Origin of the sequence: Sphingobacterium sp. PCS056 (assembly GCF_023273895.1) — a bacterium.
Lineage (GTDB): Bacteria > Bacteroidota > Bacteroidia > Sphingobacteriales > Sphingobacteriaceae > Sphingobacterium.
Genome location: NZ_CP096883.1, coordinates 3685312 through 3701283 on the forward strand (window position 1 = coordinate 3685312; position 15972 = coordinate 3701283).

The window sequence follows — 15972 nt, forward strand, 5'->3', positions numbered from 1 at the left end:
GATCTCACAAGTACGGAGTTACGATTCATATAGGGATAAATTTTTCCCCTATTGCAGTATTTTTAATATCCCGACAACTTGTTTCAAGTAGGAAAGATTTCTATCAAAACTCAAGCTAAGATCGGATAGATCTATCGTTTCTTAAAAGTGTTGTTTTCGATTTTATCTTGTATAGTTCGGCTTATTAAGCAAGATGGGAGTCGGATTAAGAAGTACCCACTTGGTTGCAAGTTCACACAAAAAATTAAGGTCATCAGCAAATCCAGTGTTACGAATCTCTTTGATAAGAATACGGGCTTCTTCCAGTTCTTTCGCAGCTAAAGCATGTTCAGAAGATACGTGTATGTCAAATGCATCCAACATTTTTTTAAAATCCTTGTCCCAGTTTCCCCCGCCATTTCGGTAGATTTCATCACGCACTTTCCCAGCGATGCGGACCACCTCTCCTTGCACTGTTAGGGCACTCCCCTTAGCAGGAATTAAAAGCTCCCACAATTCTTCAAATTGCTCTTTCCAATTTGTACCACCTACGCTTATTGGTGCCACGCCATCATGCATGATACGCTTTTTAACAGGTACAACTTGATACATCTCATAAAGATTGCTGAGTGCATGATCTGTTTCTTGCAGATAGTCTTTATTAAAATTTTCACGATGGAATTCAAAATTCTCACCTATCCGAATAATTTCATCCCTCATCTTTTGCGTTATTTCGGTATTGGCTTGGAGCAATATACGCGATACTTCCACCAACGGGATCAAGTCGATATTGCTTGCGCGAGATAATGCCCTTTCAAGCGGCGTTTGTTTAGTCGCATTTAAAGCCTGGGTGTCAGCCCCATGAGCAACCAGTTTTTTGACAGATGAAACATTAAAACTACTTCCCGCAGCAAAATGCAATGGTGTATCGCCATAGATATCCACAGCCTGTATATTTGCTCCAAGTTCTAAAAAGACCGTGATATCGCCACTTCGAGTCATCGCATGTTGGTGAAGAGCTGTACGGTTGTAACTGTCCACAGCTTCGATGTCGGCTCCGCTTGCTACCATCCAACGAACCAGTTCATCAGGCACATGAAAAAAGCTGAGTGCCGTTGCTTTTCCATAACCACCTCTTGCATCTAATTCACAGGTATCAAATACTTTTTTAAGATTTTCAAGCTTGTTTTCCTTGATTAACTCATCAAAATTCTTGGGAAGTGTTTTTTTCTTTTTTGCCATTTTCTTTTAGTTTCGGATTCGATTACATATGCCACCAACGATTTTGGCCGATACAAGTTGTTGAGTATCGTACACATCTAAATTTAAGATAAAAAGTTTTAAAATGACACCTGTTTAATGACTTTCTTTCGTCCTCTTATCGCAAAATACTGATTAGCTGATATGCTTATTTGTTATCCAAATTTAGTTTTAGCTTGTTCACGGACACACATATAGAAGTTGATCAAATTTCCATCTGGATCGCAAAATAAGAACGGCCTATTGCCCACGGTTTTGTTGTAGGTACTGGAACAGAGCGCCACGATGATCACAACTTGAAGTGCAGTTTGTAATATCGGATTTATAGGGATAAATTTTTCCCCTATTGCAGCATTTGGAACATAGGTTTATCTTTGTACGATGTATGAAAGAAAAAATTTACCAAACTTAAATTGCGGTCTGGATTTGATTGGCGAAGTCCTGTATGGCAAATGGAAAATCCGCTTGCTCTGGTTTATTCATGAAGGGTATCAACGTCCCAGTGAACTGCAACGTAAAATACCCGATGCCACAAGGCGCGTATTGAATATTCAACTCAAGGAACTTGAAGAACATGAATTAATTACCAAAAAAATCTATCCTATCGTACCACCTAAAGTCGAATACAGTTTAACAGAATTTGGAAAAACACTCATTCCGGTCATCTCTACATTGGGAAACTGGGGCGATGAACATGCCGAAAAATTACGTGAGGTCATTATGCAACGCTTACAACCCGAATGTCCATAACATACATATACTTGAATTGCCTATCTTGCTGATTCGACTGAAAACCCGCCTGAATGAGATCGCCAATTTTTAAGTCAGCCTTTGTACCATAAAAATAGGTTTGGGCAAATGCCGTTGCCATATGCCAGTTGTTTTGCTCGTTGGTCATCAGTTTATATTTGGCGCTATTCCCTTTTACAACGAGTTGGGTTTACGTTATGGCTGAGGTTCTGCATTTGCAGAACCAAAATACGAATACATCAGCAGCGAAGCAGCTCTTTTTGCTTTACTGTCTGCAGGAACAAGCTTCAGACCCAATTCATCACTTTTGAGTCTACCATCAGCTCCCCACGTGATATCTTTACCTGATCCATTGACAATCGTACCATCTTCTTTAATCAGCAGTATCACTTTTCCTTCATCGGATAGCAGCTCATCTCCACGTAAATGAACCAGTATCTCCCCTTTGTCAGATTTCAATTCCCCCGATGCGGTGATCGTGCCGAGAAACTCTTCGCCCAGGTAGCACTTTCCTTCTTTATCCATCTGTAAAACAAAATTTTTAGATCCACCATCACTATCCAAAATCTGAAAAGCGTCCAAAATGATAGCGGTTTTTTGAGACTGTTTTCGCTCTTGCTGAACAGCAGCTACAGCATCCTCAGATGGATGCTTCACAGGGCTACTTTGGCCTGTGCAAGCAAGTAACAAGAGCAGCGTTCCGCTTAAGAGTAGTGTCCCCATGATTCAAAATTTTGAGTTAGTGATATCGTATCCGATTATTTAATGTAAGAATAAAAAACAATTAATAGGTCTTTTTCATCAGCTTTTTTTAACTATTCGTTGCGATACAGCGTTCGGTCAATGGTCTGTCGACCGTTAGCCCGAACGCTAAATGACGCAATAGCTATCCAATTGCATAAGCGCATACCGTCAAAGCTGTTCCATCCAATAGGTGAAAGAGCACCTACTTAACCCGTCATGCTATTTTGCAAAAGTTCAGTAATGGGTCTTATTTTCATATTGTGGTTGCCCAGTCTTTCCATGACTTCGCTATTTAAATCTTCTTCAGAAAGGACAAGAAATAGATCTTTTTCAGGAATATCTAGATATTGTACAGCAGAAAAGCTCATTTTGTCTTTCAGTTCATGATAGCGTTTGTCATCTTCTCTTACAAATCCAGCAGGTACTTGGTTTGGAGTCAACCAGATCCAACTATCTTTATATTTGCCTCGATAGCTCGCGTATCCGCTGTTAAAATGCTCAGGTGCATCAAATTTTATTTCAAGGATCTGCTCGATCTGTTTAGCATTTTCCTCTATGGAGTGTTCAGTTTGGATCACTAAATCCCCTTCATTGACATCCAGTGTTAACAAGTCTAAAAACTCAGCAAAAGAATTTGCTATTTTTTCCTGATGGTCACACTCTATATCGATCCATGCAACCTGCGGTTCCTCTTTATTTTCCCTATAATCCAAACATATGTACCAATGTCCATCTCCATCAAGCGGAACAAGTCCATCCAGTTCAAAACTCACATATTCTTGAGATTCTGTCCAATCAAAGTCCGTCAATGAAGGAAAATAAGGTCCGATACCCATGATCTGTTCCTGAGGGGTTTCCGCAATTTTATAACGGATATAACCGCCATTCTGAATTTTTAGAATTTCTATCAGTTTCGCAGGAAGTTTGTATCCAATTTGCTTCTCCGCTTGTTCCAAAATCTCAGGAGTCAACTCGGGTTGCACATAGGGCAAATATTTGGGAACACTCCAAATATTTTTTAATTCACTGTTTGTCATACGATGATCTATTTATATGGGTTTGTAATTAGTATAGTTAACAGATTGATACTACAGGTCTATTAAAGTGATGATACATGGATCAATCACATTCAATTGAAAACCAGCATTTAACTTGGATATTCAACCTCACGGGCAAAAATCCTATTGGATCTTAGTTTTATATTCCCTCTGCATAGTCCGGATTATAACACTGCAAATTTTTAGGCAACGCTATTTCCTTAAATTTTTCTTTCTCTAGATCGATCTCCCATAATTTATGGATTTTTTCTAACATTGGTTTAGCATTATCTTCATATTCAATTAAATAATTTCTTTCCTGCTTTTGATGATCTAATTTTAGCCGAACATTGGAATAGCACCTTTTGGGATAATCACTGATTACGATGAGCTCGTCGCGTATAACAAAGTTTGCTTTACCCTGCTCATAATAATGCATAAACTTCTCCAGCACAATTTTATTTTTACCATGTTGGCAGTTGTCCCGGTTTAAAGAAAATATGGCCATTGCGTACTTGTCATTTTCGGACTCATCTTCAAGCATCGACCCTAAGCATGTGTGCAAGTTATATTGATTTAATTCTTGCGTTGTTTTTCCCACAAATGCCCTATCCAAACGGTCTTGCTGTGCTCCCTTTGTGCTTTCCATTTCAGTTAGTGAAAATGGAAAAATTTCCGTTTCGCTTAGCCTGATTGCTAATGGGCTGATTGCTGTTGCGTTTTTGGACTCATCCTGATCTTGAGGGCGAGAACCAAAAAAAATAAAAGATAAAAACAGCAATACGATAAAAAATTTATTCATGTCTATTTAATCTTTAAATTCAGTTCCAGTTTGTTTTCGTCAATTCTTAGCTCACAGCTCGTGTTATCCTTTATCTAATAGTTCTTGAATAGTTTCTTTTCGCTGATTTTTTATTAATAACGCCGACAGATTATCTTCAAAAATTTGCCATCTTTTTTCCTGCCCAAAAGTTCCATGCAAATTTTTCACGAAGCGTTTTGTATCGGCTTGATTATTGGTTAAGAAAAAATACTCAACGAGTTCCCGATAATGATTCAAGCCACTTTTATCCACCATCAAGTCGGTCAAATCGCTTGTCTTTCTGATGGTATCAAACAGAGAAATCACCGCTGTTATATCCGTGCTGATGGTCGAATTTAAAGCTTGCAAGTCCGTATCACTGCTGATCAAGTAACCGTCATTGACTGCATGGACAATCGAAGAAATTCTATCCTTGTAATAGCATTCATATTCTTTTGGCTCTACCCGTACCGAACGACCGATTACTCGATCCATATCCGTAGAATGGATTCCACAATTTATATAAAATTTAGTCTGTTCAGCCGTATTTCCATGACTCTTTTGAATGTTTACCAGGAAAATTAAATCACCGATTCTTTTATAAAAGTTCATGCCCTTTTTGCCAAAGCCATGTTGTTTGAGTACTGGTTTTACTACTTCTGAAATGATCTGATTCAATTTTTCTTTCATCGTACTTCGTCAAAAATCACCGCCAACATTTAGATCATTGCATCTTGGTCTGCAAATTTCCATTCGAAATTCCTTAAAGAGTTAACAATCAGTTGCTCGGTTTAGTTTTAATCTATATCATCATTTACAAAAGAGTTTTGGTATTTTTTTAAAAACCAATTCGACTGTAAAAATTGCTACTTATTTTTATCATATTGATGACATTAACGTTTAGCATTAAAGTTCTGTATAAATAATTAAAAAATCAATAATCTACAGCTATATTTGTTCAAAATTATGGTTGGAATTTCTTTAAAATCAATACTGCGCTAAAATCAGGACTTAGCTCTTCTTATGTATTTGTGCGTCTCGAGTCTACATTAAGCCACTACTTGAGGTTCTTTCCCCTTTTTATATTCCGTCAAGCTCATATGGTGCCGTTTTTTAAAAAACTTATTCAAATGGCTTTCATCTGAAAAACCAAATTCCGTTACGATTTCATTGACCCGCATATCACTGAATAAAAGCCGATGTTCAATCAATCTCATCTTATAATTCAAGATATATTGCTGGATCGTTTCTCCAGACTGCTTTTTAAAGTAACTCCCGAGATACGTTTCTGAAAAGCCAAATTTCTTAGCGATCGAAGAGACTTTTAGTAATGCTGGGTCATGGATGTTTCCTTGAATATAATCGATGATATCGATGACTCTTTTATCCGTATTGGACGTGATATGCTCCGCTCTCATCTTGGAAATATTCCTTGCAGCGATGACGATCAGTGCATTAACATACGTTAAAGTGAGCTCATCTTGATAAAGATCCGGATGATGGATACCATGGAGCAGGGAATCAACAATCGATTTAACCAAAACAATGTCAGGCTTATTTTGCAAAATACAGCCGGACAAAAAGGAAGCACCATACAGCAGACATTGCATCGAATTAATACTGTTCCACTTGTAGTTTTTCACATAGCGTTCACTAAACTTCACCAGCAAAAGATCTGTATTTTCCTGAATTTCCAAGTAGTGCAGATCATTTGGTGTCAGCAGGATCAGACTGCCTTCACTGTATGAAGCCATATTGTTGTTGATCTTCAGAAATCCTTTTCCCGATAGGACATACACGATTTGGAAAAAGGAGAACTGGCTATCTTGAAGTGGACAGCTGACTGACTGCAGGTATTCTACCTTTACCAATTGATCGATATTCTCTCGTTTCATAGGGTAAAAATACCTATTTATCATTAATATATACTGATTATTTAAGATTTTTCTGTTCAAATTTGCTACATATTAATTTTAAGTATTCATGAAAACATCTATTTACGTCTTAGCACTGGGAGCTTTTGGCATCATAACCACTGAATTTGGAATCGTCGGCATCCTGCCGACTATCAGTCGACAATTTGATGTATCCATCGATACGGCAGGTTGGCTCCTGAGTGCCTTTGCGATCACGGTCGCCGTATCGTCCCCTTTTATCACATCCTTTACGACCAAAATCAACCGAAAACTCCTGCTTTGTCTGGTCATGAGTATCTTTGTTCTATCCAACTTAATTTCGGCATTTTCTACCAATTTCAATATGCTTATGGTTGCCCGGATCTTGCCTGCGATCTTGCATCCCCTATTTTGGAATATCGCCATCGCCATTGCCTTCAAGGAAAAAGGTGCCAAAGGGGTATCTACCGTCATGTTGGGATTAAGTTTGGCAACGGTGCTCGGTATTCCCCTCACCACCTATGCCGTAGACCTGTTCGATAATTGGCAAGCTTCCTTTTTCCTGAGTAGCGCCATTAGTTTGATTGCTTTTATTGGTCTCTTGCTCTTTATACCCTCTCTTCCGGCAGATCCATCCATTTCTACGAAAAACCAGGTAGCGGTGTTAAAAAGTCCACTTTTATGGCTCAATTTAATTTCGACCATCGCTACCTTAGCAGCGATGTTTGCCAGCTATACCTACCTGACCACGTACCTGGAACAGATCACCAAGATGGATGGTGCACAGATCAGTATCATGCTGCTCCTATTCGGTGGTATGGGCACTTTAGGCAATTGGCTGATGGGACTGGCCTTGAACCGCAATGTGCTGTTGACGGCAAGACTATTTTTAATACTCTTAGTGACCGTGCAGATTCTCGCTTATTATTTTGGAGGACATTACATTCCGATGGTGATCATCGTATCGCTATGGGGAATGATCCATACAGGAGGATTTCTAGCATCAAATATCCGCACCACACAATCTGTCCCCCATCACGCTTTAGAATTTGTCAATAGCCTACTGACTTCTTCCTTTAATATTGGCATATCCTTGGGAGCTTTTCTGGGAGGACTCGTCAGTGTTTATTACGGCGTTCACAATGTGTTATGGGTCAGTATCCTGCTCTTGACCATAACGTTTTTGCTGAGTTTTGTGACCTTTCCTAAAGATCTTTCAGAAAACGAGGAGATCGATCACGTAGACAAAGTCGTATCTCCGTCTCTACAACATGAAGTAGATTAAAATAAGGGATAATGTTATTATAAAAATCAGCACTTCTAGGCGGAGTCGCTGATTTTTATTATGGATGCAATACTGACCTGAACAGTAATTAACGGAAAATTAAATTGCTATTCCATCACTTCCAATCCTTGATCTACTCCAATGAATCTGCAGATTTCATTATCATCAGTACTGAAAACCCAAGGAAAGAGAAATCAGGGTAAGAGAAATAATCGACCATAATCACGATAATTTATAAAAACTATCAGATAAAATTTTACTATTTTAGCTGAAACATTTTTACTTCAATCAATGACAGAACCCAATCAGTTACTTTTCTTTTTCAGTGCATTAGGTGCTTTCAATGGTCTACTACTTTCCCTCTATTTTGCGATCCATACGAAGAAAAAAGCTTTTGCCAACTATTTTTTAGCCTTGTTGTTGCTGGTTTTAAGCATCAGAATTATTAAGTCAGTTTTTTTCTATTTTAATCCACAATTGTCCAATATTTTTATTCAAATTGGACTTTCCGCCTGTATTTTGATTGGCCCATTTCTGTTTTTGTATCTCCAATCTTTTTCCGACAACAAAAAGTCCAATTGGGCTATTCAGACCCTACCTTTCGTCATCGGGATCACAATTTTAGGAATGGGCTACCCTTATACCGAACACCGCCAGGTCTGGAGCAATTGGATCGTCCTGGGTATTTACCTGCAATGGCTGGTTTATATGATAGTATCTTTTAAATACCTCAGACCGATTTTAATAAAAATAAAGGCAAAAGAAAAATTAAAGGATCTCGATGTTTGGTTGCTCAGTATTTATGCAGGTGTTGCCATCATTTGGTTTGCTTACAAATTTGGAACCTACGCCTCTTATATCGTGGGCTCCCTGTCGTTCTCTTTTGTCTTCTACTTAATTCTATTACTGGTCATCTTTAGAAATAGCCGGGAAACAACTTTTTTTCAGGAAAAGGAAAAATACAAAAACAAAGACATTGATCCAGAAACATTGGATTTAATCCGCCAAAAACTTGCGCTGATGGTGGAGCAGGAATTGTTCCTTGACCCCAATTTTACCCTGGAGATCGCCGCAAAAGAATTGAAAGTAACCAAGCATTTATTGTCCCAATATATCAATGAAAAGTTGGGAAAATCGTTTTCCAGTCTCATCAAAGAACATCGCATTGAAAAAGCAAAACAATTATTAGAAACGCAAAGCAACTATACGATCGAAAGTTTAGGTTATGACAGTGGCTTTACTTCAAAGTCAACCTTCTTTACCGCATTTAAAAATATCACAGGTTTTACACCGGCAGAATATCAAAAATTGAATTCCAAATAAGTTCTATTTTATAGAATCAAACTTCCCATTTATAAACCAAAACCCCTATCAAAAGCCTTTATCAGATATTTGTACTCATTAATTTAACACATCTAAATCATTAAAAAAATGAGAAAAGTACTTTTATTTATCGGGCTAAATTTGTTGCTTCTGCATGTAAATGCCCAAACTGATGAGGGCACAAACGACTGGCATCTGGTTCAGAAAACCCTCCATCTCTACATAGATGGAATTGGCACGAGCGATTCCGTTAAAGTATCACAATCCTTTCATGATTCTTGGCAACTAAAATATCTTGAGGATGACAAAATAAATATCATCAAGAAACCAAAATATATGGAACGATTCGATATAGCTCCGCACGCAAAATCCCCAAAATGGTCCGGGCGTATTGTTTTTATTGATATTACCCATACTGTTGCCGTCGCAAAAGTAGAGATCAGCACGGCAAAATTGCTGTTTACCGATTATTTTAATTTGATGAAGACGAACGAAGGTTGGTTTATTGTCGATAAAATTTCGACCAGAAGTCCGCACAGAACAGTAGAAATCCCGGCAAATCCATCCACATAAACATCTTTATCGATGAATAAACTATTCTTAGTGCTCCTTGCTTTTATAGCTTGGAGCACAAGCATTTATGCGCAAAACAAAATCTTGTTTGTTACTTCCAATCAGGATTTTTATGGAAGCACCACAATCAGTGCGTCCAACCATTTCGGGGAAATTATTGAACCTTATGAAGTCTTTATACAAGCTGGTTACCAAGTTGATTTCATCAGTCCCAAAGGTGGTGCAATCCCGATTGGTTACCTCAATACTTCCGATAGTCTGCAAAAGAAATATCTCTATGACGCCTGGTTTATGGATAAATTAGAGCATACCTGGAAACCAACCGAAATAATAGCCGAAAATTATGTCGCCATTTTTTACAGTGGCGGTGGCGCTGCCATGTTTGGAGTTGCGGAAGATACGACTATTCAAAAAATAGCCAGAAATATTTACCATAAAAATGGTGTAATTTCCACCATCTGTCACGGAACAGCTGGTATTGCCTATTTAAAAGACGAAAATGGAAAATCTTTATATGCAGGAAAAAGAATCACCGGTTACCCAGACAAATTTGAAAACACCGAGATGGATTACTACAAATCATTTCCGTTTTCCATGGACCAGGCCATTCAAAAAAATGAAGGCAATTTTATTTACTCTGAAAAAGCTGGCGATGGTTTTCATCTAGTCGACGGTAGATTTGTAACAGGTCAAGATCCAAGTTCCGCGACCCAAGTGGCAGGTGAAGTGGTGAAAATGTTAAAGCATCATTTTAAAAATCCCAATGGAAGTGTTAAAACCGATTCAGAGCAAGTGACTGAAACACTGCTTCACTACATAGAAGGGACGGCAAATGGACAACCAGAAAGACTTCGAAAAGCCTTTCATACCAGTTTCAATTTGTATACCGTAGCAACAGATTCCTTGTGGATACGCTCAGGTGAACAGTATATCTCGAATGTACAGGTAGGTGAAAAAACAAACAGAATCGGGAAAATCATCTCCATTGACATAGCGAAAGATGCCGCCATTGCAAAGGCGGAGATTCTAATTCCAAATGTGCGTATGTTCACCGATTATTTTTTACTCCTCAAGTATGGCGGTGCGTGGAAAATAGTGCATAAAAGTTATTCGTGGAGAGATTTGATCCCTATGGAAGGCAAATAAGCAATCAAACCTATTCTTTGGAAACATAAATCAATACCTCTCATGTGGTTACTGTAATAAGTGCCAATATTTGGATTTGCGTCTGGGCAGCTGATCGAAAACAAAAGCTGCAGATATGGATCATGTTCAATTGAAAAATCGTTTTTCAATTGAACTTTTCGCTCTGTCTGGCGCAAATCCTTATTGATCATTGTTTTGCTATGACGTTTTTATTTCGTGGTATCTATCTGACCGAACTGCTCCGTAGATAACAGTTTGATGATTCATTTCTTTACGATCAGGCATACCCTATTCCCCATGAGCTAAAGCTTAGATCAAGGCAATGGTTTCCATTTTTCGAAGGTCATTTCAAACTTGATCTCCCCTTTACCGTGTAGGCCAATCTCTTTCCATCCCGCTCTTCTGTAAAATGCTTCTGCCCTTGTACCTGGTGCAGTCCCCAACCAGACCGATTGTTGCGTTTGATTAAAATACCAATCGAGCATGATATCATGCAATTGTTTCCCGATACCACGTTTATCAAAGTCTGGATGTACAAATAAAGCCCATACATTATGGTCTACCAGATCAACAATAGAAAAACCAACAATCTGGTGTTCCATTTCACAGATCCAGCCCTTTCCTCTTTGGCTTATAAAATCTGCACAGTCCTGATCGGTGACCAGATCCGGATTGGACAGGGTGTTTTCCTTCACCGCATTTCTTACGATTTGAATTTGTGGGATATCGCCCACTCTAGCTTCTCTTAACATCATGGTAGTAACTCGGTAATATGGGGAATGGATAATTTTTGAATAACTGGCTATCACAAATTTACGAACAAAATTAAATAGCAACGAATTAAAATTATAGTTCGCTTAGATTAAAACTCCAGATCGACGCCTAATATTGAAACTAATATGCTACATTTAAAATAAAGAACACGTAGTCGCAGATGGAAAAAGATCTCAACATACAATTCTATGATGAATTAGCAGACGATTATCATTTAATTTTTGATAACTGGAACGAGGCCATGAGCAAACAGGCGTCAACGCTCCAACAGATCATCAAGACGTATGCCGCAGCAGACGCGTCAACTATCCTGGACTGCGCCTGCGGTATTGGCACACAAGCAATAGGACTTGCTGCTCTTGGCTATCAAGTATGGGGCACAGATCTGAGCCCAAAAGCCATTGATCGAGCAAAATTAGAATCAGATCAAAGAGGACTGCCCATACCTTATGCTGTAGCAGATTTTAGATCATTGGAGCAACAGGTAACAGGTGTATTTGATGTTGTCATAGCTTGCGACAATGCCCTGCCCCATTTATTAGATGAACACGATATGCTGTTAGCGGCTAAAAGCATATTAACAAAAATGAAATCAGGCAGTCTTTTTATAGGCAGTATACGAGATTACTATAAAATACTCGAAAATAAACCAGTAAGCACACCGCCTACCGTAAAAAACGAAGAAGGAAAAAGAACCATTTCATTTCAGGTATGGGACTGGATAAAACAAGATGTTTATATCGTCAACCATTTTACATTAAAAGGCAAAGACGATCAATTTGAAACGAATCTCCGCAAAACCAAGTATCGGGCATATCGGAGAACTGATTTAACGAACATCTTTGACATCGCAGGCTTTGTACAAATAAGCTGGCTAATGCCTCAACAGTCTGGTTATTATCAGCCTATATTCATCGGCAAAAAGCCTTAGTTTGCAAGGATTGACCATCAACAACAGCATAAATACATAGGTTAAATAGCGTTGATGATATTTTTTCAGTCCAGATATTTTTTCCTTAAGCTCCAGAGCTGATCTATTTTTTCATTCAAGATACCGGCATTTTAATAGCAAAGAAGTCTTCGGATAAAACTTTTACGGAAAACCTTTGTCTTTTTTAAAATAACAAACAGTTTTCTTCGTTTATCATGATATGATGTATAAACATCAGATTGTACGTCTGGACGGCTAACAGTTTGGTGTTTTGCATACGGTCTGGCCATCGATAAGATAGAAAAAGAAGCTACTTTTTTTACTTCTTATAGCTGTGTATCGAGAATTAACTTGTAATTTTATATCTATGAAACATCCATTATTTATTTACGCTGTCCTAGCGTTAGCCACTTTAGGATCAAGTTGTACGAGTAATAAAAAATTTGCTGCACTACAAGCAAGTTACACGCAACTACAACAAAGTAATCAAGAACTCAATAGTCGCTTACAGACAACTGAGAGTGATTTAAATGGCTCTAAAATCAGAATTAAGAGTCTGGATGAACAAATTGCTTCTGAAAAAGCAAATGTTGCCGCTTTACAAACGGCCTTGAACAACTGTCTCAATTCCAGCAATCAAGGAAATGTGAATATTTCAAAGCTTGTGGATGAAATCAATTCGTCCAACAAATACATTCAACAGCTTGTCAATAGTAAAAACAAAAGTGATTCACTCAATTTAGTTTTGACCAACAACCTGACCCGTTCTCTAAGCAGAGAAGAAATCAGAGATGTGGATATTCAAGTATTAAAAGGAGTTGTCTATATATCACTTGCTGATAATATGCTCTATAAATCTGGAAGCTATGAGATCTCAGACAAAGCAGGTGAAACATTAGCCAAGATTGCTAAGATTATCACCGATTATAACAGTTACGATGTACTCATAGAAGGTAACACGGATAATGTGCCGATCAGCATGCCTAATATCCGCAATAACTGGGATTTAAGTACGTTAAGAGCTTCTTCAGTGGTGATGGCATTGCAAAACACCTATGGAGTAGATCCAAAACGTTTAACCGCAGCAGGACGTGGCGAATATAATACAGTCGCTCCAAATGATAATGAAGCTGGAAAAGCAAAAAATAGAAGGACTCAAATCATCATTACGCCTAAGTTAGATCAGTTTATGGAGCTTATTGGTAAAGCACCAGAAACAAGTCTGGACTAAATAAGAGATGGCAGACAGTACTTCATAGTTGTTATGGAACTGCACTCTATCCACCCGTTCTGGAATTGATGTACTCCTAGCAGCAGGATTTCAAAAGAAAAAGCTAATCGAAGGATTAGCTTTTTCTTGTTTACAGGCATTTACTGTTTCCTACATCAAATGTCTGTTGATCGAGCAGCGATTTAGAAAAATTCCCGTAAAAAACAGCGCCATCATTTTATAACTTGGCATACGATGCATAACTTGCAACTGACTTTAAATTTTAGCCTCTTAAATGAATGATATAAAAGATAGATTGAGGACGCATATTGAAAAAATAATCAGCCTTACTGATGATGAGTTTTCGTGGATATATGAACATTTCACCTTTCAAGAATTCAAGAAAAATGAGCTGATCTTTGAAGAAGGTCAACCCGTTAAGCATGTCTATTTCGTACTATCAGGATTAGTCGTGCTGAGCTACAGCGATCGGGATGCCAAGCAACATCTTATTTCTTTTGCCATGGAGGACTGGTGGGAAACAGATTTCGTTGCCTTTTATTCCAAGAGCAGATCAACATTCGCGTTAAAATGTATTGAAAACACCAAAATGCTGTGCCTCACCTTAGATCATTTTGAGAAGCTATGTGCTACCATTCAAAAAATGGAACATTTTTTTCTTAAAAAATCTATTGCGGGTCATATAGGTTCGCAACAACGTATTTTATCCTTCCTGACTTCTAGTGCGAAGCAAAGATATGAGCACATGATCACCAACCATCCCGCACTGGTTCAACGTATCCCAAAATCCATGTTGGCATCCTATCTAGGTGTATCCAGAGAAACATTAAGCCGTATTTTATAATGCTTTTGAAAAAGTGATATTTGTCACACCGTCTTCTACATGTACATCATGATCTTTGTACCATACTTTAATAAAACAATAAAATGGAAAAAAAGATCATTAACCCTTGGACTTGGCAAGATGCCCGAAGTTATGTACAGGCTGTTGAAGTGAAGCATGTTGAAAGTACACTGTATGTATCAGGACAGACCGCAATTGACGAAAATGGAATCTCCAGTGCTGAAAATATGCGCACCCAATTGGAAATGACCTTAAAAAATCTTGAAAAAGTAATACAGCAGGCTGACTTCGATCTCTCGAATATCGTTAGGTTGAATATTTATACCACAGATTCTGAAGCATTATTTAAAAATTTTGATGTTTTCCAAGCATGGATCAGTCAGCACAAAATTCAGCAGACCAGTACCGTACTGGAAGTACCAAAACTGTTTGAAACCCTTCAAGTTGAGATGGAAGCTACAGTCGTTAAATAATTTATCACTAAAGATCTACATCGCACACCAGTAGCAGATGACGATGTGTACAAAGCAAAAAAACATTTTATTCCAAATTTTCCAGAAACAGATGGAAAAACCGAATACCGGGCTTAACCAAACTAATACGTCTATGGAATTGTTATATCAAGACGAACTTTAGTATTGAACGATAAATTATGCTCACAACGGATAAAGAAAAAAAAGAATCGGGAGATTTTTATAAGGATGCCATACTGCTGTTGCAAGAATGCGATTGTCAATTTATGTTGGGCGGAGCATTTGCCATGTTCCACTATACAGGCATCTTTCGGGACACCAAAGATTTGGATATCTTCTGCAAGAGCAGTGAATACCCTAAAATACTGAAGCACTTTGCTGAAAAAGGCTATCAGACAGAGTTAACGGATGTGAGGTGGCTTGCAAAAGTATTTCATGGAGATTATTTTATCGATATTATATTCGATACGGTCAACAATATCTGCACCGTGGATGACAGTTGGTATGAACGTGCTCCCAGTGGTCATTTTGCTGACCTACCCGTCCAGTTTATTCCTGTAGAAGAACTCATTTGGTGCAAAATTTATGTACAAAACAGAGAGCGCCACGACAGTGCAGACATCAACCATATTTTGCTTAAATATGGAAAAAGTGTGGATTGGGAATTTTTTTTAAAACGCTTAGATCCCCATTGGCATCTGCTGCTGGCGCAGTTACTTATTTTTCAATTTGTGTATCCTGCCGACTATCGGGAGATCATCCCGCAATGGTTGTTCGACGAATTGATGAAAAGAGCTGCAGAGCAATATGACCTCCCATCTCCTGTAGAAAAAGTATGCAGAGGACCGCTCATCGACCAGACCCAATATGAAGTCGATGTCAAAGAATGGAATTATAAATCATATACCATAACGACTATATAATT

The 15972-nt window shown here is 38.2% G+C and carries 18 protein-coding genes; 10 read left to right on the forward strand and 8 right to left on the reverse strand.

Features of this window, described 5'->3' with window-relative positions; translation table 11 throughout:
• Positions 1-162: 162 nt before the first annotated feature.
• Positions 163-1221: an ankyrin repeat domain-containing protein gene (locus tag MUB18_RS15405; RefSeq protein WP_248753717.1), complete on the reverse strand. Its 1059-nt coding sequence runs from the start codon at positions 1219-1221 to the stop codon at positions 163-165.
• A 444-nt stretch (positions 1222-1665) separates the two neighbouring features.
• Between MUB18_RS15405 and MUB18_RS15410 the strand changes: the two genes are divergently transcribed.
• Complete coding sequence (locus tag MUB18_RS15410; RefSeq protein ID WP_248753718.1) at positions 1666-1989, forward strand: winged helix-turn-helix transcriptional regulator; 324 nt, start codon at positions 1666-1668, stop codon at positions 1987-1989.
• Here the strand turns inward: MUB18_RS15410 and MUB18_RS15415 are convergent.
• The 6 genes from MUB18_RS15415 to MUB18_RS15440 all read right to left on the reverse strand — a co-directional run bounded on the left by MUB18_RS15415 (position 1958) and on the right by MUB18_RS15440 (position 6467).
• Positions 1958-2137 carry an NAD(+)--rifampin ADP-ribosyltransferase gene (locus MUB18_RS15415; protein ID WP_248753719.1) on the reverse strand — a complete coding sequence of 60 codons (180 nt, stop codon included), beginning with the start codon at positions 2135-2137 and terminating at the stop codon, positions 1958-1960. The genes MUB18_RS15410 and MUB18_RS15415 overlap by 32 nt on opposite strands.
• A gap of 47 nt (positions 2138-2184) precedes the next feature.
• The gene (locus tag MUB18_RS15420) at positions 2185-2712 is read right to left on the reverse strand and encodes a hypothetical protein (RefSeq protein WP_248753720.1); all 528 of its coding nucleotides are present in this window, start codon (positions 2710-2712) and stop codon (positions 2185-2187) included.
• A 227-nt stretch (positions 2713-2939) separates the two neighbouring features.
• Complete coding sequence (locus MUB18_RS15425) at positions 2940-3770, reverse strand: SMI1/KNR4 family protein (protein WP_248753721.1); 831 nt, start codon at positions 3768-3770, stop codon at positions 2940-2942.
• A gap of 160 nt (positions 3771-3930) precedes the next feature.
• The gene (locus MUB18_RS15430) at positions 3931-4572 is read right to left on the reverse strand and encodes a hypothetical protein (RefSeq protein WP_248753722.1); all 642 of its coding nucleotides are present in this window, start codon (positions 4570-4572) and stop codon (positions 3931-3933) included.
• A gap of 63 nt (positions 4573-4635) precedes the next feature.
• Complete coding sequence (locus tag MUB18_RS15435) at positions 4636-5262, reverse strand: DUF4304 domain-containing protein (protein WP_248753723.1); 627 nt, start codon at positions 5260-5262, stop codon at positions 4636-4638.
• Between the two features lie 359 nt (positions 5263-5621).
• Positions 5622-6467 (reverse strand): AraC family transcriptional regulator, encoded by an 846-nt coding sequence (locus MUB18_RS15440; RefSeq protein WP_248753724.1) that lies wholly within the window; start codon positions 6465-6467, stop codon positions 5622-5624.
• An 88-nt stretch (positions 6468-6555) separates the two neighbouring features.
• On the opposite strand from MUB18_RS15440, the gene MUB18_RS15445 reads away from it, so the two are divergent.
• The 4 genes from MUB18_RS15445 to MUB18_RS15460 all read left to right on the forward strand — a co-directional run bounded on the left by MUB18_RS15445 (position 6556) and on the right by MUB18_RS15460 (position 10794).
• The gene (locus tag MUB18_RS15445) at positions 6556-7752 is read left to right on the forward strand and encodes an MFS transporter (RefSeq protein ID WP_248753725.1); all 1197 of its coding nucleotides are present in this window, start codon (positions 6556-6558) and stop codon (positions 7750-7752) included.
• 291 nt (positions 7753-8043) lie between these two features.
• Entirely contained in the window at positions 8044-9075 is a 1032-nt protein-coding gene (locus MUB18_RS15450; RefSeq protein ID WP_248753726.1) for a helix-turn-helix domain-containing protein, read from the forward strand.
• Between the two features lie 108 nt (positions 9076-9183).
• Entirely contained in the window at positions 9184-9648 is a 465-nt protein-coding gene (locus tag MUB18_RS15455; RefSeq protein ID WP_248753727.1) for a nuclear transport factor 2 family protein, read from the forward strand.
• Between the two features lie 12 nt (positions 9649-9660).
• Entirely contained in the window at positions 9661-10794 is a 1134-nt protein-coding gene (locus MUB18_RS15460) for a nuclear transport factor 2 family protein (RefSeq protein WP_248753728.1), read from the forward strand.
• 314 nt (positions 10795-11108) lie between these two features.
• On the opposite strand, the gene MUB18_RS15465 is transcribed toward MUB18_RS15460, so the two are convergent.
• Complete coding sequence (locus MUB18_RS15465; RefSeq protein ID WP_248753729.1) at positions 11109-11549, reverse strand: GNAT family N-acetyltransferase; 441 nt, start codon at positions 11547-11549, stop codon at positions 11109-11111.
• 179 nt (positions 11550-11728) lie between these two features.
• Here MUB18_RS15465 and MUB18_RS15470 point away from each other — a divergent pair, with 179 nt between their 5' ends.
• From MUB18_RS15470 to MUB18_RS15490, 5 genes are all read left to right on the forward strand, one after another.
• Complete coding sequence (locus tag MUB18_RS15470) at positions 11729-12499, forward strand: class I SAM-dependent methyltransferase (protein ID WP_248753730.1); 771 nt, start codon at positions 11729-11731, stop codon at positions 12497-12499.
• 367 nt (positions 12500-12866) lie between these two features.
• Positions 12867-13730, forward strand: coding sequence for an OmpA family protein (locus tag MUB18_RS15475; RefSeq protein ID WP_248753731.1), 864 nt, complete (start codon positions 12867-12869; stop codon positions 13728-13730).
• Positions 13731-14004: 274 nt separating this feature from the next.
• The gene (locus MUB18_RS15480) at positions 14005-14574 is read left to right on the forward strand and encodes a Crp/Fnr family transcriptional regulator (protein ID WP_248753732.1); all 570 of its coding nucleotides are present in this window, start codon (positions 14005-14007) and stop codon (positions 14572-14574) included.
• An 83-nt stretch (positions 14575-14657) separates the two neighbouring features.
• Entirely contained in the window at positions 14658-15047 is a 390-nt protein-coding gene (locus MUB18_RS15485) for a RidA family protein (RefSeq protein ID WP_248753733.1), read from the forward strand.
• A 179-nt stretch (positions 15048-15226) separates the two neighbouring features.
• Positions 15227-15970: a nucleotidyltransferase gene (locus tag MUB18_RS15490; RefSeq protein ID WP_248753734.1), complete on the forward strand. Its 744-nt coding sequence runs from the start codon at positions 15227-15229 to the stop codon at positions 15968-15970.
• The last annotated feature ends 2 nt before the right edge of the window (positions 15971-15972 follow it).